Raw genomic sequence first — 18909 nt, forward strand, 5'->3', positions numbered from 1 at the left:
GGCAGCAGGCCGCCATCGAACGGTCCGCGATCGAGCCGACGAAGGCCCTGCTGCGGCTGCAACTCCCCACTCGGCCAAGCCCGCAGACATATCGTGACTGGACCTGGGTTGAGTGCTCGATCACGCTGCCGCCCACGGTTCCGGCGAACGCGGTGATCCACCTGCCCACCCTGCGCATCGCGGGCGGGAAGGTACGCGCCGATCTCGCCTACACCCACCCCGTGCCCAAGATCCAGCGCACCGGCCACACGGTCGCGCTCGGCGTGGACTGGGGCCTGAACACCCTTCTCAGCACGGGTGCGGCCCGGCTGCACGACGAGGGACAGATCACCGATCTCGGGGCGGGCGCGCAGTTCCGGGCCGCTGGTGTGCTGGCCAAGCAGTACCGGCTGCGTCGAATCTCGGAGCGTCTGCACGCCAAGACCGACCACTACGACCGGCTCGCCGACCCCTCCTTGGACAGCAGGGCGGCGACCCTGGCGGAAGAGATCCGGCGCGTCTCGGCGCGCCGCTCGAACCTCAATGACGCGTTGGCATGGTCTGCCGCCCGCTGGGCCGTGGACCAAGCTGTTGCGGCCGGGGCCACGGTCATCTACCTGGAAGACCTGCGGTCGATGGAAGCCGGTGGCATGGGCCGCACCCAGAACACCCGCCTCTCGCAGACGGTGCGCGGGCAGATCGCCGACCACATGCGCCACCTTGCCGCCGAAGTCGGTATAGCCGTGGTTACTGTGCCGCCGCGCAACACCTCCAGGCACTGCCCCGCGTGTCTGACCTCGCTCCGCCACCGCAAGGCACCGGACCGGCCCACCGTGCCGGGCTGGAAGTGGGCCATCTGCCCCGGATGCGGCTGGCAGGGCGACCGGGACCAGGGCGCCTGGCGACGTATTGCCGCACGCGGCCTCGCTCACCAGACCAAGACAGTTGTGGACCGCACGAGCGGCGCCATGGTGATCCGCGCCGTGGTGGACGCGATGGAAGCCAAGTCCGTCATCGCGGCCACCCCGAAGACCCACCGGACGGACCGGTCGAAGACCGGCCCCACACGGCCAAGAACCAACCGCCTCACGCCCGGGCGACGTGAGGTTCCCTCCCCGACGCGGCCCCTCGGCCGTGCCGGTCAGCGTCCGGAGGGACACGCACCAACGGACCGGACCCGGCTGCCCCGCGCAGCCCACCGGCACCAGAGCGTGACCACGATCAGCACACCCACCACCAGCCGACACCGGCCACGCGGAGCAGCACTGGGCGCGGGATTCCATCTCCACGCCCACGCTTCCCCACCCAGGTGGGCAGAACCCGCGCCGGATCTTACGGTCCGCATGGGATCGCTTAGCTGATCAGAGACGCTGTCACCAGCGAACCAGGACAGGTCTGCCGGGTCGTCCACGAAGGAGCGGAACCGGTTCGGCATGCTCTTCAACTCGAGCGCCGGAGCTGGGACATCGGCCAACCGCATCATGGCGGCCATGACTGCCTGCAGGTCGGACGACGTGGGCGTGAAGTCGGCGTGTCGGCCGTCTACGTACGCGAAGCCGAGCAGACTCCAGCCGTTGTCTTCGATGTGCCAGAGCAATTCCGGCGCGATTGTCCGGACGTAGGGGTTGATCTGTCCCTCCCGCTTTTGGGTCCACACGCGCGGGTGATCGAGAGGCAGGCCCTTGACGAACAGGGTGCGGTCGGCCGTGTGTACGCGGGCGGCGATGGCACTGTTCAGGCCGGCGTTGATGGTCCCGACATCGATCCGACGGCCGCTGGCCTTCTGGATCAACCGCAGCACTTCGTCTGGGAGCTCCGTCAGGCGCTGGGTGGGCATTCAGTTCCCTCCGACAGGGGGTGGGGCGCTGGGGCCGCGGCATTGCGCGGCCCCAGCGAACGGTTGTTACACCCTTGCCCCTTCGTGGGCTCTGGGTCAGACCGGCAGGTGCCAAGCGGGTCCGTCGGGTTGCCCGAGCCAGACGCGTTGGGCGCCGTCGGCCTCCACGGTCATACCGAAGTCGGACTGTGGAGGCGCTCCGGCATCCTGCCAAGTAGTGAGGGCCTCCTCGACGGCGTCCCACAGGTGGAGGGGGCCGTACTGATGGACCTGCCATCCCTTTCCGGCGCGCTCGGTCCACGCCTGCGAACCGGTCGCGACGTCTACGAGGATCACGCCGTCGCCAGTGGTCATGAGTTCGGCGGAGGGCGCGGCGAGCTGGGCGATGAACTGGCCGGTCCAATCGTCGAGAAGGCCGGGGTCCAAACAGGCGGCACGGGTGCGTCCGGGGCGCTGGTAGTAGGTGGGGCGGGGCGGCCGTTCGTGGGGGCGGGCGAGCATGTAGCCGACCTGGTCTCCGGCGAAGCGGCCGGTCGCGGTGCCGTCGTCGTGAACGGTGAGCCGGATGAGGCCGGAGGCGAGCATCCATCCACTGAGGGTGGTGGTGATGGTTCCGCCGTCACGGACCTGGTACAGCCAGGCGGGAGGGATGTAGCGGACCGCGCAGGTCGCCACGATCGCGTCGTAGCCGGCGGCGTCCTTGTGTCCGGCGAGCCCGTCCCCGGTGACCACCGTCGGGAAGAATCCGGCAGCGTGGAGGTGGCCGGCCGCGGCAGCGGCAAGACGCGGGTCGTATTCGATGGAGTACACGTTCCTGTCGCCGAGACGGTGACACAGAATGGCTGTGGAGTAGCCGGTGCCGGTGCCGATCTCCAGCACGTTGTCACCCTCCTGGATGTGCGCAAGGTCGAGCATGCGCACGATCAGTGAGGGCAGGGTGCTGGAGGAGGTGGGCCGGCCGGCCAGCGTCCCGGAGGCGTCCGCGGCGGCCATGCCCTCGACCTGAGTGACCCACGTGATGTCTTGGTAGACGAGGCGGAGCCATTCCTCATCGCCGGCCGTACGACGGTGTAGGGGCTCCCACTGGCCGGCGGATGGGCGGAACACCGTGTCGTCGAGGAACAGTTCGCGGGGGACGGCTGCGAGCGTATGACGCCATGCGGGATCTTCCACGGGGATGGATGCGGCCAGGGCGTGGCGGAGCTGGGCCGGGTCGGCGGTCATGGGTGGCCTCCGTGCTGGAGCTGATCGGCAAGGGCAGCGGTGATCGGGGCGGTGATGTGGTCGGGAAACCAGGCCCACTGGCCGTTGGGGTTGCACTCATAGAAGGGCCATCGGCCCTCGGGGTCCAGGCCGAAGTCGAAGGCGCCGAAGACCAGGCCGAAGGCGTCCAGGTAGGCGCGTACACCTTGGGCGATCTCGGGCGGAGCCGTGATCGAGGTGTAGGTGAGTTGGTCGTAGTGGCGTCGCCAGTCGACGCCGGGAGAGCCGTCGATCCGGACGGCGAACAGGCGCTGTGCGACGGCGGTCAGCCGGATGTCGGCAATCTTGGCCACGCGCTGCTGGAAGAGGTGCGCGGTGTGGCGTATCCGGTCGTCTATCTGGCCAGGGGTGACGTCGTCGATCCACACGGTCAGTGCCCGGCCGTCGGCGTCGACGTAGTCGGTTTCCCTGAGCGGCTTGTAGAGCACCGGCCCGTGTTCGGCCGCGAACGCGCGGGCCTGGTCGGGGTCGTTGGTGATCAGGGTGGCAGGCACGGTCAGCCCGCAGCGGGCAGCCGTCGCCAATTGCGCCGGCTTGTACTCGGCATCGCGGTTGCGCCAGGGGTGATTCAGGTAGCGGGCGCCCGGGAGGGCGGCGAGGATGCCGCCGAGCCCTTGACTTGCTCCTCGGGCTGAAGCCCGAGGATTCTGGCCTTCTCGATCGTTGCTGTGCCGCTACGCGGCACGGGATGGGGTCGGGAATCCGTGGCTTCCTGTTTCTTCGCGCTGCGCCGGGATTGCTCCTGGTCTTACCGGCGCTCCGCAGGCCGATACCGCCAGTCCGGCGGCCGTCTTCACGTTGATCGCGGCATTGTGGTCCCGGTCGTGGACCGTGCCGCAGGCGGCACACGTCCACTCCCGGACATCGAGGGGCTTGGGTCCGTCCTTGACACCGCAGGTGGAGCAGGTCTGGGAGGTCGGCTCGAACCGGCCGATCTTCACCAGGGTGCGTCCGTACCGCTCCGCCTTGTACTGGAGCATGTTGATGAACGATGACCATCCGGCGTCGTGCACGGACTTGGCCAGCTTGGTGCGAGCCAGTCCCGCCACCGACAGGTCCTCCACGGCGATCCCTTGGTTCTCGGAGATCAGCCTGGTGGAGAGCTGGTGGTGGAACTCGTGGCGGGCGTCGGTGACCTTGGCATGGGCGCGGGCAACCTTGAGACGGGCCGTCTCCCGGTTCTTGGATCCCTTCTGCTTGCGGGACAGCTCCCGCTGGGCCTTCTTCAGCTTCTTCTCCGCGCGGCGCAGGAACCTGGGGGAGTCGATTTTCGTGCCGTCGGACAGGACGGCGAAGTGGGTCAGGCCGAGGTCGATGCCGATGGTGCGGTCGGTGTCGGGCATCCGGCGCGCGTCGGCGGCGGGGTCGGTGTCGATGACGAAGGAGGCGAAGAACCTGCCGGCCGCGTCCTTGATGACGGTGACGGAGGAGGGCGTGGCGGGCAGGGTACGGGACCACTTCACCTTCACCGGACCGACCTTCGGCAGGTTCAGCCGGCCACTGTCGGTGATGGACCAGCGGGCGTTGGCCGTGAACCGGATCGACTGCCGCTTGTCCTTGCGGGACTTGAAATGGGGAGCACCCATCTTGGGCCCCTTGCGATCGCCCTTGAGGGAGGCGAAGAAGTTGCGGTACGCGGTCTCGGCGTCCCGCAGGGACTGCTGCAGGACGACCGCAGAGACCTCGCCCAGCCAGGACCGCTCCACCGTCTGCTTCGCCTCGGTAATCAGCCTCTTCGACAGCTCTGCGGCCTTGGGGAACGGCTGCTTGGCCGCTCTGGCCTCCTCACGGGCGCGGACCGCGTCGTTGAACACGACACGGGCGCACCCGAACGCCTTCGCCAACGCCCTCTGCCGGCCGGGGTCCGGGTACAGGCGAAAGCTGTACCGGAGCTGCATGACGGTCACGATACATACTTGGGTTATGGGTGAGATGCAGAAGATCAGAACTGGTAGGCACTGTGCTTTCGTGATGCATGTGCACTTGGTCTTCGTGACCAAATTCCGGCACAGAGTGTTCACCGATGCCCACTTGAGGCGCATGGAGGAGATCATGCGATCGGTGTGCACGGACTTCGAGTGCGATCTGGTGGAGTTCAACGGCGAGGACAACCACGTCCACCTGCTGGTGAACTTCCCGCCCAAGGTCGCCGTGACCAAGCTGGTCAACTCCCTCAAGGGTGTCTCCTCGCGCCGTCTGCGCCAGGAGTTCCCCGACCTGGTACGCCACTACTGGCGGGCCAACAAGCTGTGGTCTGGCTCCTACTTCGCCGGAACCGTCGGCGGCGCCCCGCTCACCGTGGTCAGGCAGTACATCGAACAGCAGAACCGGCCAGTATGAGCGTTCTCCGGCTCCGCCCTAGCAGATGCGGCGACGCTCCGCGTCGCCACCATCAGAATCGCTTCACCCCCGGCGTGAACGCCGGGGCACTGCGAATGAATCCCGGTAGCGAGCCTCCGCCACAGCCCAGCGGGCGGTCTGCTCGCTCATGGCACGGTCGGCGCCGTAGGGGGTGGGCCGCCGCCAGTACACCGAGCGCACGCTGTCCAGGTCGACGGTGCGGGTCTCGGTGGCCAGGAAGCCCCCGGTCCCCATGCTGTCGAACTTCGCTGCCGCGGTGACCGTCGTGGGGAAGTCACCGGGGTCCAGGCGCGCCACGGGCACCTGGCGCCGGTTGAGTTCGGTGATCACCTCGTCGGCAGTCGCGTCGTCCAGGCGGGTGACGACGAGGACGGGCGGCCCACCCGCGGTCATCAGTCGCTGTCTCCCTGCTGGTCGCTGCCATCGTCCGAGGTGCCGTCCATGCTGGTCTTCGTCGTGGTCTCCCTCGACGTCTCCGACCGCTTGTGCTTGTCCAGTGCCGGCAGCAGGCTGCCGTCGGGGTCCGTCCACGCGGCGGTCTGTGTGGCGGCGTCAAGGACGGCACGGGCGGCCGGTAGAACGTCAGCGGGCGGGAACGGCTTCATACGGCTGACGCCCCACGGGGCGAGCTGATCGTCCGGCGCTGTGGCCTGCATGGATCTCCTTATGTCTCGGGCGGTTCTACGGTGGCAGTCATTGCCTGGTGCTGCCAGGACGTTCCCCGGCCCACCGTCCGGCCGGGGAACGTCGACCCCTGCCGCCGAGGGGGGAGTCATCACCCGGCGGCAGGGAGTTCATCGGATCCCGCGCTGCCTTTCGACGTCGGTGACCTGCGAACGGGACCACGCGAGTTCGGCCCGTGCGGCGTGCGCGTAGTGCTGCACCACGTTCTTGTCGAGGAGGAACTGTGCGGCGGTGCTGTGTTCGAAGTACGTGAGCGCTTCGGCGAGGTCGGGGTAGAGGGGGATGGAGTCCCGGTCGTGGTAGGCGTCGCCGTCGCACGCAGGCCGCAACGTCAGTGCCTCGTCCAGGCCGTGGGCGATGGCTGCGGTGTAGGCGGCCAGGGCGAGGTAGGCGTTGGCGTCCGTGCCGGCGAGACGGACCTCGAGGCGGGCACCAGCGCCATGGCCGGTGATGCGGACGGCGCAGCCACGGTGATCGAAGCCCCAGTTGTAGCGGGTGGGGGCGAACGAGTGCGGCCGGTAGCGCTTGTAGGAGTTGACGGTGGGCGCGTACAGCGGGGCCAGGTGTGGCAGCGCGGAGATCAGTCCGGCGGTGGCCCGTTCCATCGCGGGTGGCAGCTGTTGGCCGCGGTGGTGGACGAATGCGGGATCGCCGTGCTCGTTCCACAGCGACAGGTGCAGGTGCAGGCCGCTGCCGACCCCGGTCTGCGGGGCGGCCATGAAGGCCGGCGTCATGCCGTAGCGGCCTGCGATGTGGTGGGTGAGGTGTTTGAAGACGGCGTAGTCGTCGCAGGCGGCCAGGGCGTCGCCGTAGGCGAAGGTCACCTCGCACTGTCCTGGTGCTCCCTCGGTCTTGAAGGCCTCGTGGACGATCCCGGCGTCGCTCAGCGCCTCGCCCAGGGCGTGGAAGACGTCGCCGACGGCGGGCGGGTGTTGCAGCGCGTAGTCGAGGTTCGTGCTCCATGCCGGTTCGCGGCCCAACGGGCCGTCCGTGTAGAGCACGAATTCGGCTTCCACGCCCGCCTTCACCTGGTAGCCCAGTTGGCGCAGGCGCAGTAGTTGGGTGGCGAGCATGTGGCGGGGGGCCACGGCGACGGGGGTGGCGTCGTCGTGGACGGGCGTGCCGAAGATGAGGGCGGTGCCGGGCCGGTGGGGCAGCATGCGGACGTGGTCCAGGTCGGGGGTGACGAGGAAGTCGCCGAAGCCTTCGTCCCAGCCGGTGACTTCGAAGCCGTCGAGGGGTGTCATGTCGATGTCGGTGGCCAGGATGTAGGAGCACATCTCCGCCCCGCCGGTCATCCGCTCGAGGAAGACCACCGCGTTGAAGGTCTTGCCGAGCAGACGTCCTTGGAGGTCCGGCACGGCGAGCATGATGTCGGTGACCGATCGGTCCTTCAGCAGGCGTTGCAGGCCGTCCCGGGTGACTGGTCCGGTGGGCCAGGGCGCCGCGGCGTGGTCGGTCGATGCGTTCATCGTCAGAAACCTTCGCTGAGCAGGGCTTCGCCGGGCTGGGCGGTGTGGGCGGCGGTGAGCTGGTAGTCGCGTCGGCCGCGAGTCAGCCACGTGCCCCAGGCCAGCCCCAGCGCCACCACGAGGCTCAGCCCGGCGTAGTTGAAGGAGGCGGGGGTGATGGGTGTGGACTGCGGCAGGCAGAACACGAGGGTGATGACGGCGACGTAGACGACCGTGATCACGCCGATCGGGGTGCGCCAGACGCCCAGGCTCCACGGCCCCGGCTGGTAGGCGTCACCCTTGCGCAGGGCGAGGAAGACGGGGATGCCGTAAGCCGGGGTCATGCCGACCGCGTTGATTGCCGTGATGGCGCCGTACGCGGCCGGGGACCACAGGGCCGGCAGGGCGAGGACGAACGGCACGATCACTGCCAACCACACCGCGCGGGTGGGTGTCTTGGTGCGGGCGTTGACGATGCGCCAGCTCTGCCACATGGGCAGGGCCCGGCTGCGGGAGAACGCGTAGACCATGCGGCTGGCCGCGGCGACCTCCGCGTTGCCGCAGAACAGCATGGCCACGATCACGACCACGAGCAGCGCCTTGGCGCCGCTCATGCCGAGGACGTCGAGGAAGATCTGCGCGGGCGGCACCCCGGTCGCCGAGTTCTGAGTGGCGGTGTAGTCCTGCATGGCGAACAGCAGCCCGGCCAGCAGCACGAACCCGGCCGCCCAGGAGACCCCGATGGAGCGCACGATGCCGCGGGGCGCGGACACTTGCGCGTCGGTGGTTTCCTCGGCCACGTGGGCGGAGGCGTCGTAGCCGCAGAAGGTGTAGCCCGCCAGCAGGCTGCCGATGAGCGCCACGTAGAAGGTGCTGGAGAACCCGGTGTCATTGTGGAAGTGCGTGAACACGAAGGCCACGGACTGGTGCTGGGCCGGGGCGATGGTCAAAGCGCCCACGATGACGGTGACACCGAGCAGCTGCCACCACACCGAGATCGAGTTCAGCACGTTGACCAGGCGCACCCCCGCCGAGTTGAGCAGGCCGTGCACCAGCAGGATGCCGCCGAAGAGAGTCATGGTCGTGCCGGTGGTGGGCGCGATGTCCCACTGCAGCTGGATGAACGCGCTGGTGAAGGCGGCCGCGCCGTAGTCGATGCCGGCGATCGCGCCGAGCAGGCCGAGCAGGTTCAGCCAGCCCGTCAGCCAACCCCAGCGGGCCCCGCCGAGCTTCTCGGCCATGAAGTACGGGCCGCCGCTGGTGGGATAGGCGGAGACGACGTCGGCCAGGGACAGACCGACCAGCAGCGTCATGAAACCGATCACGATCCAGCTGCCGAGCATGACCACCGGCCCGCCGTGGCCCAGGCCGAACCCGAACAGGGACATGCCGCCGGCCAGGATGCAGATCACCGAAAACGAGATCGCGAAGTTCCCGAACGCGCCCATCTTGCGCGACAGTTCAGGCTTGATACCCAAGGATGCGAGAACGTCGTCATCGCTGATCGGGCCTGCTGTGCTGGCTCTTCTGTGAGACACCAGGATCCACTTTCAGGTGGGAAGGGAGGATGGGGGCAAGGACAGCGTCGAGAGCACCGAAGAGGGCGGTGCGCGGCTTTTCATCGGGGCCGCGGCTAGCGCAGGGTGGAGGCGCGGATGCGCAGGAATTCATGTCGCCAGTCACTGGAGCGGCCCAGGCTGGTGTTGATGTCCTGCCACGGCTGGGGTGTGGCGTAGGGGCCCATGGCGTGGAACACGTGCGCCGCGTGCTGGGTCTCACCGCAGGCCACGAGTGCGTGCGCGAGGTGGCTGAGGTCGGACAGCGCAAGCCATGGGTATTCAACCGGCGGTACGCGCGCGAACCAGTCCTCGTAGGCGCGCCTCGCGTAGTGGTGGACCTGGGCGGTCTGCCAGAACTGCAGTGCGCCGCCGTGGCCGTCACCGTGCCGTTGGCGGTAGATGTCCATCAGCGCGTACAGGGGCAGGACGAGCAGTTCGGGGTTGTGGGTGCCGCGGGCGACGATCCAGCACGCGTAGTTCATCGCGGCCGCGGGCTGATGGGAGCGGCGCTGGAAGTACTCGCGCATGCGGTGGTGGCCCTCCCGGTTCCCGGCATGACGCCAGTTGATCTCCGTCAACAGCGGCCACGGGCCCCGGTGATGCATCGCCGGATCCTTCAACGCATCCCAGGGCAGCCCGCGCGTGTGGGCGTAGGGATCGAAATGGTGCGGCGCGAACGGCAGTTGCGTCAGCTGCAGCAGATCCACCCACGGCACCGGACACGCCGGCACCAGAGCCCGCGCCCGCTCACACGCCTGCTGGGCCAGACCCGCGGCACGCGCCACCACCTGCGGGCTGCGCTTGGTGCGGTGCGCGGCGAGCGCGGCCCGGGTCAGGGCGCGGGCCCACATCATCGCCGCATCCGCATTTCCGGGTTCCTCATCCGACCACGTCTTGAAGACGCCGGGCTCGCCTGCGCCGGCGGCCAGGAGCTGGCTACGGCTGGTGCGCAACGCCCAGTTCGGGCCGGTTCGCCAGAGCAGGTCACGGGCGGCGAGGTAGCGGCCCAGCTTCAAGTCCTCCAGGGCAGTGCGTAGTTCACTGTCGCCGCCGACGGGGCTGACGATCAGAGCGGTGTCGTCGAGTGCCGTCGTGTGTGTGCCCCGGTAGGTGGTGGGCGGGCTGGTTAACGGTTTGGGCGTGGGGGGTGTCCCGGCAGTTGGTGGTGGGGTGGGTGTGGCGGATCGGCTGGGTGGTGGAGCTGGGGTTCGTCCGTGGCGGCGTGGGCGGATCCGGCCTGGGTGGGCGGGCGCGCGGGAAGGGCCATGCATGCCCAGACGCGGGTACCGCTTGGGCCAGTACTGGTGCGCCAGTGGCTGGCGAGGGCTTCGACGAGGTGGAGGCCGCGTCCGTCCTCCGCGTCGCCGGTCGTTGTCCGCGGGGTAACGGGTGCGCGTGAACGCCCCTCGTCGGTGACGCTCAGCCAGACATGGTGCGGGGAGAGCAAGAGAACGACGGCGATGGTGTCGCCGCGCGCGTGGACGACGGCGTTGGTAGTGAGTTCGCTGACAATCAGCGCGAGGCTGTCGGTGATCTGGCGGGGGACGTGCCAGGTCCGGCAGGTGCTGGTCACGTGTCTGCGGGCGGCACGCGGTGTGTGCAGGGAGCGGCCCGGCAGGTGCCAGGACGCGGATAGGCGCTGTTCATAGCGGAGCAGAGCGCCAACGGGAAACGGCTTGTGCGGTAGTCCCTCGGGTGGAGTGGACAGGGTTCCCCACGTGACGCCCGAATCCGCGGTGGTGGGGTGGTGGATCACGGTGTGTCCTCCGGGTCGCTTGTGGGCAGCTCGATCTGGTTGGCCCCCGGATTGGAGGACGGAGAGGGCGCTGTGGCAAATGCTCTGGCCGATCCGGTGGGCGGCTCTCATGGGTGGGCACGGCGCATTCCCCTGTCTGCTGTAACGCGGAGCGAGTGCCTCGGTTGCTGAAGGTTCGGGATCGACCGTAGGGCGTTGAGCGTTCAATCCCCAAGAAGATTGCGCGAGTTTGCAGTAGATGGTTTGACGTGCCCTGAATGCCTCGCAGACCATCGATGTGTCGTGCAAACCAGCGCAAGGCAGCGGACAGGAGATCAGCCGTGAAGCTACGCTTCCTTGGTAAGAACTCCACCCCCGGAGACAGCCCCACCCTGTACGCCAGTGACCATGACAGCTACGTCATCCAAGGCTGGAAGGTGTACGCGAACGACTTGCTCATGCAACTCGACACGCCCGAAGGCCAGTCAGTGATCGAGGTACCGCCGGAGCTGTTCGAGCACCTGACGAAAGACGGGCACGTGACCGGCGAGATTAAGAGCTTCACTGCACCGATCATGCTCGTCACGGAACAGGGCACGTGCATCCTACAAGGCCCGGAAATGACCGATCCCGAGGCGCTGAGCCAGATGCGGATCCCCGACTATGAGACCTGCATCGAGGTCCCCAAGTCCTCGATCACGGCCCTACTGGAGGAGAACAGTGGACCTGATCACCCCAGCCCAGCGTGACGAGTTGTTCAACAGCTTCGAACGCGACGCCTTCCACCTGGAGCTGAGGGACGGCTACGGGTCTCCCCTCGAGGACACTCCTTACGCGCGCTGGCAGCGAGGCGAGCCCGACGACTATGCGTGGCTCGATCCCTGGGTGACGCTCATGAAGCGCGTCTCGGGCGAAGGAAAGGTCGTCAGACGGGTCCGGGTCGTCACGGAGCCGCACTCCCAGTACGTCCGTTGGGAACATTCGTTGACTCATCGCAACCTGGAGGCCGGCGAGGACATTCGGTGGCTTCCACGGCACCAGCTGCCGGAGGGCATCACGTTCCCGGTCGATGCCAACGACTGGTGGCTGTACGACGACCGTCTCCTCGCTGTCGGCCACTTCGACCCAGAGGGTCGGGTGCTGGGGTCAGAAATCGTCGAGGACCAGGACACCGTGGCCAAGTGCGTCCGCGTGCGCGACCGGCTTTGGGCCGCCGCCATCCCCCACACCGAGTACAAGCCCTGACCTATCAGTGAATAACCAAGCTCAAGAAGCACGCGAGGCGCTCGGTGCCCGGCTGCGTGGATTCCGGAAGGACGCGGGATTCACGAGCGGCCGGGCATTCGCCGTGGCCACAGGGTGGGCCGAGTCCAAAGTCTCTCGGCTGGAGAACGGCAAGCAGAACCCCAGCGAAGACGACATCCGGGTCTGGTGCGCCACGACCAACCGACAAGAGCACCTCGACGACTTGATAGCCACGGTGCGGCACATCGACGAGCTGTGGCTGGAATGGCGCCGGCAACTCCAGACCGGAGCCGAACGCAGGCAACGCAAGGCCATCCCGGTCTACGCCAAGACCAAGGTCTTCCGTATCTGGCACCCGACGCTCGTGTGGGGAACGCTCCAGACGGCGGAGTACGCGGCCGAGACATTCCGACAGGTCGTCGACTACTACGAGATCCCCGACGATGCGGAAGCCGCCACCGCCAAACGGCTCGAACGACAGCAGTACCTCTACCAGGGCAACCGGATCTTCAACGTGGTCCTCGGCGAACAGGCCCTCTACACAAACTTCGGAGGCGCGGAAGTGATGAAGGGCCAACTCGACCGCCTGCTGGCCGTGATGCGGCTTCCCCGACTGAGCCTGGGCATCATCCCCCGGTCCGCACCCGTGGGCATCTGGCCCGGCAACTCCTTCTCGATGTTCGACGAGAAGCTGGTCCTCGTCGAGACCTACTCGGCGGAGTTCTCCGTCACCCAGCCCCGTGAAATCGAGCTGTACACCAAGGCGTTCGCCCTCTTGAAGCAGTCAGCGGTCTATGGAACCGCCGTGCGCGACCTCATCCTCACAGCGATCCACCACTTCGATCAGGTGCCGAGCGACTAGGAGAACTACATGCGCCCCGTGGACCCGAACTGGCGAACCAGCTCCTACACCGGGACGGAGAACTGCGTTGAAGTGGCCGACAACGACCTGCAGCACGTGATGGTCCGGGACACGAAGTCGCGCGATCGAATCCTGGCCGTTCGACGTGACACCTGGATGGCATTCGTCGAGTACGCCAAGGCGGCGTAGAACGTTAGCGGTTCGCCTCCTAAAGAACCGCGCCGATCAGCAGGAATCCGATCCGTCTGAGTCCATGCGCGGGTACGGATGTCATAGTTTCGTGGCATATCACACATCCGGCCTCAGTAGTCATCCAGTCAGGCCGGCCTCAGCGGCGTTGCCGCCGCGCCCTGGGGCGATGTGCGGGACGCGTCCGTCGCAAGGTGCTTCCTTCCAGGTGGTCGGTGCCGGCGGACGCGCAGGTGGTGCAGCGGCCGTCGCATACGAGGGTTGCGCTCGTGCTCCCTTGCCCAAAAGCCATCCTTCTCGGACTCCTTCAACCCGCTCTTCACGACGGCCTCTCCGTCGCGGCCCCAGCGCGCCAAGTCACTGACGCTCTTCCGCCAGCCGTCCTGGCGGGTGCTGATCAGACCGAAGACCCCCGTTCGTCTCAAACGAGAGCCGGGCGTCACGAAACAAGCCGTTGGCGATTTGCTTGAACTGGCCCCCGCCATGCCTCCGCACCGGATCCCCACCCCGAAGCGGCTCATCGCGAACACCCGCGCGCTGGCCCGCTGACGCCGTGGACTTCTACAGGTTCGAAGGAAGCGGGGTCGTCGAGTGAGGCGCGGTACGCGAGATCCATGCCGTCAGTTCTCCTTGGCCCCGACCACACCGACACCCACAAGCCTCGATCACCGGTCACGATCCGGCAACATGCCCACCGGACTGCTGTGGTGGGGGTTGCGCAGTCGCGGCTGCGCAGCTGTGCAGCTGTGCAGCGGGGCCAGCGGGCATTGCGCACCGGGCTGCGCAACGATCCCGGAGGCCCTGCGCAATCGGCCTGCGCAGCCGTCGTAGGTTGCGCACTAACCAGCCGACGCCCGGGAGGCACCCCGGTCCGCCCTTGTGTGCGCTCAAGGGGGCCCCGCTCCCGGACCGGCTCGACGGTCCCACTATCCCGCGCCACTGTTTTGACGGCTGCCCACCCCATGCGTCCCGGTCTGGGGCGTGGTTGGGGTCATGGTTGGCCCGACCATGACCCCAACCACGCCATTTGTGTCCTGTTCGTCACCGTGGTTGGGGTCTCGTGGTCGGTGGTCGGGTCGGGGGCGTTGGGTTACCTCAAGGTCAGCAAGTACACGTCCTGACCTGGGAGTTCCACCATGCTTCCTGCCAAGCGGGTCTCGCGGAGCAAGAACCGCGCCCTAACGGCTGCGGGCACCCGGCTGGCTCTGCTCAGCGTGATCGTGGCCGGGCCCGTCACCTTGAGCGTCGCGGTGCTGTCCAGGCTGGCCGCCTTGGCGGCCCCTCCGTCCGCGAAACCCGCCGTCATGCGCACCGCCCCGGCACGTGCCACCGACCCGTCCGGATATGCGCAGTTGTTCGTCCGCGCGTGGCTGCGCAGCAGCGCGGACGACGCCAGGAGTGCGCAGGCGCGGCTTGCGCGCTCGATGGCGCCGAACGGGGATCTATCGCAGCCGGCCACGGATGCACAGTCGACGCCGGAGGCCGTGATGACGCCGCGCAGGGCGCAGACCGGCGGCGGCTCCTGGTCGGTGACGGTGCCTGCGCAGGACGCCGACGGATGGGTCCACTACTACACGGTGCCGGTGGCCGCCGACCGGACGGGCACCTCGTTCACGGTGACCGGCGCGCCCGGCGTGGTCGCCGGACCGGCCCGCGCCGCCGAGACCACGTCTCCCTACACCGTGAGCGTCCCGGACGGTGATCTCTCCTCCGCGGTCGGGGAGTTCCTCGCCGCCTACCTGACCGGGGCCGCGGAGGTCGACTCCTCGCACCCGGCGTGCACCTCACCGCCGTCTCCCCCGCCCCCTACCAGACGATCACCGTGCCGCAGATCTCCACCGTCGAGGAGGCCGCGGCCACCGGCCGGGTTCCGGCCGACGGCACCAGGGTCCGCATCTACGTGACGGTCGAGGCCCGCGACAGCTCCGGCCGCTGGCCTACGAGCTCCCCTCAAGGCCCGCTCCGGACGGTGGGAGATCGCCGCTCTGCAGACCGGCACGTTCAGGAAGGGAGGCTGCGACGAACACGATGCACAGCCTGATGCTCGCCAGACAGCTCAACGACCTCGGCAACAGCTGGATCAACATGTTCAAGGAATGGGCAACCATGCCCTGCAGGCCATGGTGGCAGAGCATCCCCCTCGTGGGCACGCTGGCCCGGCAGGTACCGATGGGCGCGGCAGTCCTGGAGGACCTCGAGGAGCAAGGATCCACCGGAGACACCTGATGCCGCGCTCCGACGACCGTTCGCGGCCATGGGCCGAACGGTGACGGCGCACCAGGCCTGCACAGCCGAATGTCGCAGCTTTGCAACTGCCCCACAAACCCCTTGCGATTCACTTTAGCGAATCTCTACTTTACTACTGCACGCGCGCAGCGTGACCTTCAATCCCTCCCGGAATCAGCAGAAACAGGAGATACCGCATGACACGAGGGACCGGCACCGTTCGCACTCCGGAACCGTGTGACGCCCGCGTGTGGCCGCCGCGGACCCAGTCTGTCTCGCACATCGGAAGCGCCCACGTACTGGACGCAACCGATGACTTCGACCAGCACGACCTCGCCCTGGTACGCCGCCAGTTCCCAGGCCGGCACGTGACCCTCGACGGCGACGTGATCACCGTCTGGCCGACCGCCCATCCAGCCGAGAACGACTACTGCCGCCCCGGACGCAGCTGACCCATCGCGCCGGCTCCACCCGCTTCAGTCATCCCGCACGGAAAGGCTGCAATTTCATGAGCACTTGGACCACCCGCCGACCCGGCAGGCACCTGTCCACCCTGACCCTCACTACGGGCCTGGCCCTGGCAACGGCCGCCTGCTCCGTCGCCGGCACCGGACAAGACGCCACCGCTGCAGCCGCCTCCGACACCCACGCCCGCATGCAACAGGGGCGCACGGGCACACCCTTAGCCGAACTGAAGGGCCGGCACGGACTGGCCCCCACCGGGGCACAGCGCAACTCAGCCGGCTACCTCACCATCCGCGGCACCCTGACGAACGACGCTCGCAGGTGACGGTCGTTCCCGCCGAGCTGCGCGGCGACGAGCTCGCCGTCTACCGGACCGGGCCGTCGCTGGCCAGCGCCACCGTCGTGGACTTCGACCACGCCAAGCGCTACTACGTGCTGCGCGACAGCAGCCGTCACCCCCTCACCACGACCGGCCTGTCCACCCTCAAGCCGGGCGAGAGCGTCCGCGTCTTCATGCAATTCCCGGCCCCTCCGGCCAGCACCAGCACGGTCGGCCTCCAACTGCCCACGTTCGACACCGCGAACATCAAGATCGGCGGATGAGGTGAGCTGCCGCACGCATACCATCCGCTCCCGCCTCACCCTGCCACTGCTCGCCCTCACGACGATGGCCGCGACGCTGGCCACCGTCCCCGCTAGCGCCCAGCATGCAGCCGCGAGCCCCCACGACGGCATCGGCCTCGCCCTGCGCGGCGGAGCGACTCTGGCTCCCCTCAAGATCCTCGATCTCTCCTCGAACCGCCGCGACATCAGCCAGGTAGTCGGGGACCGGGCCGGAGGCGAGCGCCTGCGTGAGAGCAACACCTCCGTGACGTACGAGCTGCAGGCAGAGGTGCTGTTCGCCAAGGACTGTGCCCGGCTGAGCGTCACGGCCCGTAGCCGGGTCGCGGCGATCGCGCGTGTGATCGCCCAGCAGTCGCCGCGGATGGTCCGCGTCTGCGGTTACACCGACGACCTCGGCTCCGCCGCTCACGGCGTGACGTTGTCCCGCCAGCGGGCCGCCGCGGTGAAATCCGTCCTGGCCGGTCAACTCGAAGGCTCCGCCATCACTTTTGGTGCGTTCGGGCTCGGCGAGGGGCAGCCGATCGCCTCCAACGCGACGGAAGCCGGACGCCGCCAAAACCGGCGCGTCGAGATCGCGTACTCCTCGACGATCACTTGAACGCGTTTACGGAATCCGGGCAGCCGCCCCAATTCACGTCCGGAACGAGCAAATTGACGCGAGTACATGACGACATCCAGTACTGAGAGTGACCGGATATGCCCCAAGTTGTACGAGTGAAGTCAAATATCACCCTGGGAAGTTGACTGGCATATGCGTAACCTCTCGATCACCCAAACGCATCACCGCAGGTTGAATAGGCAACAACCATGTATCTGGGTGCAGGGAACCCAGTGCAGCCGTCTATCGCACCGCATCGAACAGGGACACAACATGACAGCCAGTCAACGACACGCTTCGGGCCGCGGCGCCGCTGTTCGCACCCGGAATGGGTACATGGTGTCTTCCGCGCTGGTAGCGACTGCCGCGCTCATCATGACTGCTGGCTGCTCCTCCGGTGATCACGGCACAGCTGCCCCGTCGCCCAGCCACAGCGATACAAAGCCCTCCAAGACGGCTTCCGCTGACGAGACTCAGGCCCGCAAGGCCGTCATCGCCGCCTACCGCGGCATGACCGACGAACAGGTCAAGGCGTACGCCAAGGGTTCCCTGTCGGGCAGCAAGATCACCGACTATGCGACCGACAAGGCTCTGCGTGACGTGAAGAACGATGTGTTCATCAACATGCAGAACGGCATTGTCTCCAAGGGTGAACCCAAGGTCATCGCCAGTGAGAGCGGTGTCGAGGTCAACCTCGACAGTTCGCCGAAAACGGCGACGCTGCGCCTGTGCTTCGACCAGAACACCTGGACGCCGATCGACAAGAAGACGGGCAAGAGCGTAGCCCCGCCCAAGCAGGTCAAGCGGTACACGATCAACGCGAAGCTGGAAAACCAGGGCAACCGCTGGCGGGTTACCGAGGAGAAGGCGGACAAGGAGCGCACATGCTGAGTCGGCTCGGCGGGGCGGGCGCCATCTTGGCCAGCCTCCTGACCGTAGGGGCAATCCAAGCCACCGCATACGGAGACGGGGGCAAGGTCGTCTGCGACGGCAAGGGCTGGTGCCGCGTCGTCGCGTCCGACACGCAGACCACGCCCGGCAAAGGTGGCGACAACAGGCAGGCCTCGGAGGGCGGCGGCTCAACGAAGAAGCCAAAGTGCGACGACAGCAACATGGAAGGCAACGCCCCAGTCCCGTGCCATCTGGACGGCCTCGGCAACTGGGTGAACGGCATGAACTGCTACTTCCAGTTGGCCAAGCCACAGCCCCCTGCGGGTGACCCCCGATGGGAAGGACACGATCCGAAGGACGGCGCCGTCTACGCCGCCTACTGCCCGGACAACCCCAACCAGACCACCCAATGGTTCGCCCAGCCGCCAGGCGGCGCAGCGGCCATCGACCCGGAGGTGCTGGCTCGCGAGGCCGTGAAGAAGATGCGGCTTCTGGGCCCGGATATCGCCAGTCCCCGGGCGGCCGGGAAGTACACCGTGGGCGTGCCGATGTGGATGTGGGTCAACCGGAGCGCAACGACGTACGGGCCTCAGTCCGCGTCGGCGTCCGCCGGCGGGATCACCGTGACGGCCACGGCCAAGGTCTCTCAGATCGTCTGGCAGATGGGCGACGGTGCCACCGTGACGTGCCACGGCCCTGGAACGGTCTACCACGCCTCCGTCGGCATGGCGCAGTCCCCGACTTGCGGCCACGTCTACGCCAAGACGTCGGCTGCTGCCTCTGGCGGCAAGTACCAGCTGACCGCGACCTCAACGTGGACGATCAACTGGGCCGTCACCGCTGGCGGAGGCGGGCAGACGGGCCAGCTCACCCAGACCCAGCAGACCCAGATGCAGGTGGCGATCGGCGAAGTCCAGGTCGTCAGGTAACGCCACCGGAA

Annotated in this window: 23 protein-coding genes; 14 read left to right on the plus strand and 9 right to left on the minus strand. The window is 67.6% G+C overall.

Annotation, left to right across the window (positions count from 1 at the left end; all coding sequences use genetic code 11):
* A partial coding sequence (locus ACGFYN_RS42300) for a zinc ribbon domain-containing protein (protein WP_393871344.1) occupies positions 1-1340 on the plus strand: 1340 nt, incomplete at its 5' end.
* A gap of 572 nt (positions 1341-1912) precedes the next feature.
* Here ACGFYN_RS42300 and tgmC read toward each other — a convergent pair.
* The 3 genes from tgmC to ACGFYN_RS42315 form a co-directional block, all read right to left on the minus strand.
* Positions 1913-3040: an ATP-grasp peptide maturase system methyltransferase gene (gene tgmC / locus ACGFYN_RS42305; protein ID WP_393871345.1), complete on the minus strand. Its 1128-nt coding sequence runs from the start codon at positions 3038-3040 to the stop codon at positions 1913-1915.
* Positions 3037-3573, minus strand: coding sequence for a hypothetical protein (locus tag ACGFYN_RS42310; RefSeq protein ID WP_393871346.1), 537 nt, complete (start codon positions 3571-3573; stop codon positions 3037-3039). Before ACGFYN_RS42310 ends, tgmC begins: the two co-directional genes overlap by 4 nt.
* Positions 3574-3753: 180 nt before the next feature.
* Positions 3754-4977, minus strand: coding sequence for an RNA-guided endonuclease InsQ/TnpB family protein (locus tag ACGFYN_RS42315; protein WP_393871347.1), 1224 nt, complete (start codon positions 4975-4977; stop codon positions 3754-3756).
* A gap of 25 nt (positions 4978-5002) precedes the next feature.
* Here ACGFYN_RS42315 and tnpA point away from each other — a divergent pair, with 25 nt between their 5' ends.
* A complete protein-coding gene (gene tnpA, locus ACGFYN_RS42320) occupies positions 5003-5419 on the plus strand; it encodes an IS200/IS605 family transposase (protein ID WP_393871348.1) in 417 nt (138 codons plus the stop codon).
* A gap of 63 nt (positions 5420-5482) precedes the next feature.
* On the opposite strand, the gene ACGFYN_RS42325 is transcribed toward tnpA, so the two are convergent.
* The 6 genes from ACGFYN_RS42325 to ACGFYN_RS42350 form a co-directional block, all read right to left on the minus strand.
* Entirely contained in the window at positions 5483-5833 is a 351-nt protein-coding gene (locus tag ACGFYN_RS42325; RefSeq protein WP_393871349.1) for an MvdC/MvdD family ATP grasp protein, read from the minus strand.
* Positions 5833-6096: a putative ATP-grasp-modified RiPP gene (gene tgmA / locus ACGFYN_RS42330; RefSeq protein ID WP_393871350.1), complete on the minus strand. Its 264-nt coding sequence runs from the start codon at positions 6094-6096 to the stop codon at positions 5833-5835. Before tgmA ends, ACGFYN_RS42325 begins: the two co-directional genes overlap by 1 nt.
* A gap of 138 nt (positions 6097-6234) precedes the next feature.
* A complete protein-coding gene (locus ACGFYN_RS42335; protein WP_393871351.1) occupies positions 6235-7596 on the minus strand; it encodes a glutamine synthetase family protein in 1362 nt (453 codons plus the stop codon).
* A gap of 2 nt (positions 7597-7598) precedes the next feature.
* Positions 7599-9023 carry an amino acid permease gene (locus tag ACGFYN_RS42340; protein ID WP_393871396.1) on the minus strand — a complete coding sequence of 475 codons (1425 nt, stop codon included), beginning with the start codon at positions 9021-9023 and terminating at the stop codon, positions 7599-7601.
* Positions 9024-9208: 185 nt separating this feature from the next.
* Positions 9209-10150 carry a hypothetical protein gene (locus ACGFYN_RS42345; protein WP_393871352.1) on the minus strand — a complete coding sequence of 314 codons (942 nt, stop codon included), beginning with the start codon at positions 10148-10150 and terminating at the stop codon, positions 9209-9211.
* A 110-nt stretch (positions 10151-10260) separates the two neighbouring features.
* A complete protein-coding gene (locus ACGFYN_RS42350) occupies positions 10261-11163 on the minus strand; it encodes an ATP-binding protein (protein WP_393871353.1) in 903 nt (300 codons plus the stop codon).
* A 47-nt stretch (positions 11164-11210) separates the two neighbouring features.
* On the opposite strand from ACGFYN_RS42350, the gene ACGFYN_RS42355 reads away from it, so the two are divergent.
* The 12 genes from ACGFYN_RS42355 to ACGFYN_RS42410 all read left to right on the plus strand — a co-directional run bounded on the left by ACGFYN_RS42355 (position 11211) and on the right by ACGFYN_RS42410 (position 18898).
* Positions 11211-11618, plus strand: a complete 408-nt coding sequence (locus tag ACGFYN_RS42355) for a hypothetical protein (RefSeq protein ID WP_393871354.1) — start codon at positions 11211-11213, stop codon at positions 11616-11618.
* A complete protein-coding gene (locus tag ACGFYN_RS42360; protein ID WP_393871355.1) occupies positions 11590-12114 on the plus strand; it encodes a DUF6879 family protein in 525 nt (174 codons plus the stop codon). The genes ACGFYN_RS42355 and ACGFYN_RS42360 overlap by 29 nt, the downstream gene beginning before the upstream one ends.
* Before the next feature lie 7 nt (positions 12115-12121).
* Positions 12122-12976 (plus strand): helix-turn-helix domain-containing protein, encoded by an 855-nt coding sequence (locus tag ACGFYN_RS42365; RefSeq protein WP_393871356.1) that lies wholly within the window; start codon positions 12122-12124, stop codon positions 12974-12976.
* A gap of 9 nt (positions 12977-12985) precedes the next feature.
* Entirely contained in the window at positions 12986-13165 is a 180-nt protein-coding gene (locus tag ACGFYN_RS42370) for a DUF397 domain-containing protein (RefSeq protein ID WP_393871357.1), read from the plus strand.
* Between the two features lie 1136 nt (positions 13166-14301).
* Positions 14302-15069 (plus strand): conjugal transfer protein, encoded by a 768-nt coding sequence (locus tag ACGFYN_RS42375; RefSeq protein ID WP_393871358.1) that lies wholly within the window; start codon positions 14302-14304, stop codon positions 15067-15069.
* 136 nt (positions 15070-15205) lie between these two features.
* Positions 15206-15391, plus strand: a complete 186-nt coding sequence (locus ACGFYN_RS42380) for a hypothetical protein (RefSeq protein WP_393871359.1) — start codon at positions 15206-15208, stop codon at positions 15389-15391.
* 197 nt (positions 15392-15588) lie between these two features.
* Positions 15589-15843, plus strand: a complete 255-nt coding sequence (locus ACGFYN_RS42385; protein WP_393871360.1) for a hypothetical protein — start codon at positions 15589-15591, stop codon at positions 15841-15843.
* A gap of 56 nt (positions 15844-15899) precedes the next feature.
* A complete protein-coding gene (locus ACGFYN_RS42390) occupies positions 15900-16181 on the plus strand; it encodes a hypothetical protein (protein ID WP_393871361.1) in 282 nt (93 codons plus the stop codon).
* Positions 16178-16459, plus strand: coding sequence for a hypothetical protein (locus ACGFYN_RS42395; protein WP_393871362.1), 282 nt, complete (start codon positions 16178-16180; stop codon positions 16457-16459). The genes ACGFYN_RS42390 and ACGFYN_RS42395 overlap by 4 nt, the downstream gene beginning before the upstream one ends.
* A gap of 1 nt (position 16460) precedes the next feature.
* Entirely contained in the window at positions 16461-17078 is a 618-nt protein-coding gene (locus ACGFYN_RS42400; protein ID WP_393871363.1) for an OmpA family protein, read from the plus strand.
* Positions 17079-17351: 273 nt separating this feature from the next.
* Positions 17352-17969 carry a hypothetical protein gene (locus ACGFYN_RS42405; RefSeq protein WP_393871364.1) on the plus strand — a complete coding sequence of 206 codons (618 nt, stop codon included), beginning with the start codon at positions 17352-17354 and terminating at the stop codon, positions 17967-17969.
* Complete coding sequence (locus tag ACGFYN_RS42410; protein ID WP_393871365.1) at positions 17963-18898, plus strand: ATP/GTP-binding protein; 936 nt, start codon at positions 17963-17965, stop codon at positions 18896-18898. The genes ACGFYN_RS42405 and ACGFYN_RS42410 overlap by 7 nt, the downstream gene beginning before the upstream one ends.
* The last annotated feature ends 11 nt before the right edge of the window (positions 18899-18909 follow it).

Origin of the sequence: Streptomyces sp. NPDC048419 (genome assembly GCF_043200415.1) — a bacterium.
GTDB lineage: Bacteria > Actinomycetota > Actinomycetes > Streptomycetales > Streptomycetaceae > Streptomyces.

What these genes read in the sequence shown, in the direction of transcription:
- tgmC (WP_393871345.1), bottom strand. Translation starts at nt 3,040, where the DNA reads ATGACCGCCGACCCGGCCCAGCTCCGCCACGCCCTGGCCGCATCCATC.
- ACGFYN_RS42315 (WP_393871347.1), bottom strand. Translation starts at nt 4,977, where the DNA reads ATGCAGCTCCGGTACAGCTTTCGCCTGTACCCGGACCCCGGCCGGCAG.
- tnpA (WP_393871348.1), top strand. Translation starts at nt 5,003, where the DNA reads ATGGGTGAGATGCAGAAGATCAGAACTGGTAGGCACTGTGCTTTCGTG.
- ACGFYN_RS42325 (WP_393871349.1), bottom strand. Translation starts at nt 5,833, where the DNA reads ATGACCGCGGGTGGGCCGCCCGTCCTCGTCGTCACCCGCCTGGACGAC.
- tgmA (WP_393871350.1), bottom strand. Translation starts at nt 6,096, where the DNA reads ATGCAGGCCACAGCGCCGGACGATCAGCTCGCCCCGTGGGGCGTCAGC.
- ACGFYN_RS42335 (WP_393871351.1), bottom strand. Translation starts at nt 7,596, where the DNA reads ATGAACGCATCGACCGACCACGCCGCGGCGCCCTGGCCCACCGGACCA.
- ACGFYN_RS42340 (WP_393871396.1), bottom strand. Translation starts at nt 9,023, where the DNA reads ATGGGCGCGTTCGGGAACTTCGCGATCTCGTTTTCGGTGATCTGCATC.
- ACGFYN_RS42350 (WP_393871353.1), bottom strand. Translation starts at nt 11,163, where the DNA reads ATGGTCTGCGAGGCATTCAGGGCACGTCAAACCATCTACTGCAAACTC.
- ACGFYN_RS42370 (WP_393871357.1), top strand. Translation starts at nt 12,986, where the DNA reads ATGCGCCCCGTGGACCCGAACTGGCGAACCAGCTCCTACACCGGGACG.
- ACGFYN_RS42375 (WP_393871358.1), top strand. Translation starts at nt 14,302, where the DNA reads ATGCTTCCTGCCAAGCGGGTCTCGCGGAGCAAGAACCGCGCCCTAACG.
- ACGFYN_RS42380 (WP_393871359.1), top strand. Translation starts at nt 15,206, where the DNA reads ATGCTCGCCAGACAGCTCAACGACCTCGGCAACAGCTGGATCAACATG.
- ACGFYN_RS42385 (WP_393871360.1), top strand. Translation starts at nt 15,589, where the DNA reads ATGACACGAGGGACCGGCACCGTTCGCACTCCGGAACCGTGTGACGCC.
- ACGFYN_RS42390 (WP_393871361.1), top strand. Translation starts at nt 15,900, where the DNA reads ATGAGCACTTGGACCACCCGCCGACCCGGCAGGCACCTGTCCACCCTG.
- ACGFYN_RS42405 (WP_393871364.1), top strand. Translation starts at nt 17,352, where the DNA reads ATGACAGCCAGTCAACGACACGCTTCGGGCCGCGGCGCCGCTGTTCGC.
- ACGFYN_RS42410 (WP_393871365.1), top strand. Translation starts at nt 17,963, where the DNA reads ATGCTGAGTCGGCTCGGCGGGGCGGGCGCCATCTTGGCCAGCCTCCTG.